Source organism: Leptolyngbya cf. ectocarpi LEGE 11479, from assembly GCF_015207065.1.
Classification (GTDB): Bacteria; Cyanobacteriota; Cyanobacteriia; order Phormidesmidales; family Phormidesmidaceae; genus Leptothoe; species Leptothoe ectocarpi.
Map to the genome: position 1 here is coordinate 1 of NZ_JADEXP010000626.1, position 1443 is coordinate 1443.

At 40.5% G+C, this 1443-nt stretch carries 2 protein-coding genes; both read left to right on the forward strand.

Going from position 1 to position 1443, the window contains the following annotated elements; translation table 11 throughout:
- On the forward strand, positions 1–870 hold an 870-nt coding region (locus IQ260_RS30575; protein WP_193996799.1), incomplete at its 5' end, for a hypothetical protein.
- A gap of 177 nt (positions 871–1047) precedes the next feature.
- On the forward strand, positions 1048–1443 hold a 396-nt coding region (locus IQ260_RS30580; protein WP_193996800.1), incomplete at its 3' end, for a Uma2 family endonuclease.

Genomic DNA, 1443 nt, shown 5'->3' on the forward strand with positions numbered 1-1443 from the left:
CTCTATACCCATGCTGAAAATAAGGATTGGGAACAAATAACTAATCGGAAGAATATTAGATGGAATGATCCTGCTAAAAAATTTAAATGGGAAATAACTAAAAAAAACAAAAAGATATCTGAAGAGACAACTGAAACGATTGCAGAGAAATGTGATAAGCTTCTGTTGCCTAATCGTTTAGTCAAAGCAAACAAAAATCCAAGAACTAATGCCCAGAAGAAATCAGAAATAAGTGATGCAGTCATTAAGGACTGGGAAGCAGTTGTAAGTAAAATTAAATCTTTGACAGGGCAGGAGGTTAATGCAGGAGATACAAAACGCGAGCTTGCAAACCCGACCAAGAAAGTTGGTGCAGATAGTTTTTCATGGCATAAGACTGGTAGAGCGATAGATCTAGCGAGAGATTTAAAGTGGCTGATTGTAGAAGCTCCTTCTGGAGAAAATATGTTCTTCAAGCTGTATTTGCCTGCAAAGTCTAACTTGAAAGAAAAAAGTTCTTACAAGAAGCAATTTAAAGAAACAGATTCAGTGAATTTCCATAAGAAAGGGTATTATCCAGGAAAGAAACTGTATAAAACCACCTTCATAGATGTTACTGCTATCCTCGAAGATAATGGATTTAGTAGGATAAAAGCTCACGAAGGCTGGGACAAAAAGGGAGCAAAGGAAAGTAAGCAAGAGTGGTGGCACTATGATAAGCGCGATGGCTTAACTTGGTACGATGCTCTCAATCAAATCTATACCGAGAATGAAATTGTCGATAAGACCAAAACCCTTGTTGATGAATACTCAGGAGGTGAGGAAAAGGCAAAAACTAGGTTGAAAAACGAAGGATTTCCGGAAGAAGTCATAGAGCAGATTTTTAAATAGGTACTGGAGCTAATCTCGTAGGATGCGTTAATAACGTACTGCCTTTGTAGTGCTTAAGAAACCTAAGAAACCAGAGATCGCAACTCAACACAGCGTCGCTAACATAACACTCCTAAACGTTACGGCTCGCTTATAATGGGCCATAGCCGTAATTGACCTACTCTACAGGCAATCCCAATGGTACAAGCACCTTCCAAACCAATAACATTGGAAGAGTTTCTGCAACTACCAGAAACCAAGCCCGCCAGTGAATACATAAATGGCAACATTATCCAAAAGCCCATGCCAAAGGGACGCCACAGCCGCTTACAAGGAAAACTATGCGCTACCATCAATCAAGTCGCAGAAGACAATAAAATTGCCTACGCCTTTCCAGAATTAAGATGCACGTTTGGTGGTCGGTCTATCATTCCTGACATTGCCGTTTTCCAATGGGAGCGTATCCCGTTCACAGCAGACGGTGATGTTCCAGATAACTTTGACCTGGCACCCGACTGGACAATTGAAATTCTATCTCCTGATCAGCGTCCCAACAAAGTCTTGGGAAATATTCTTCATTGCCTAGAACATGGA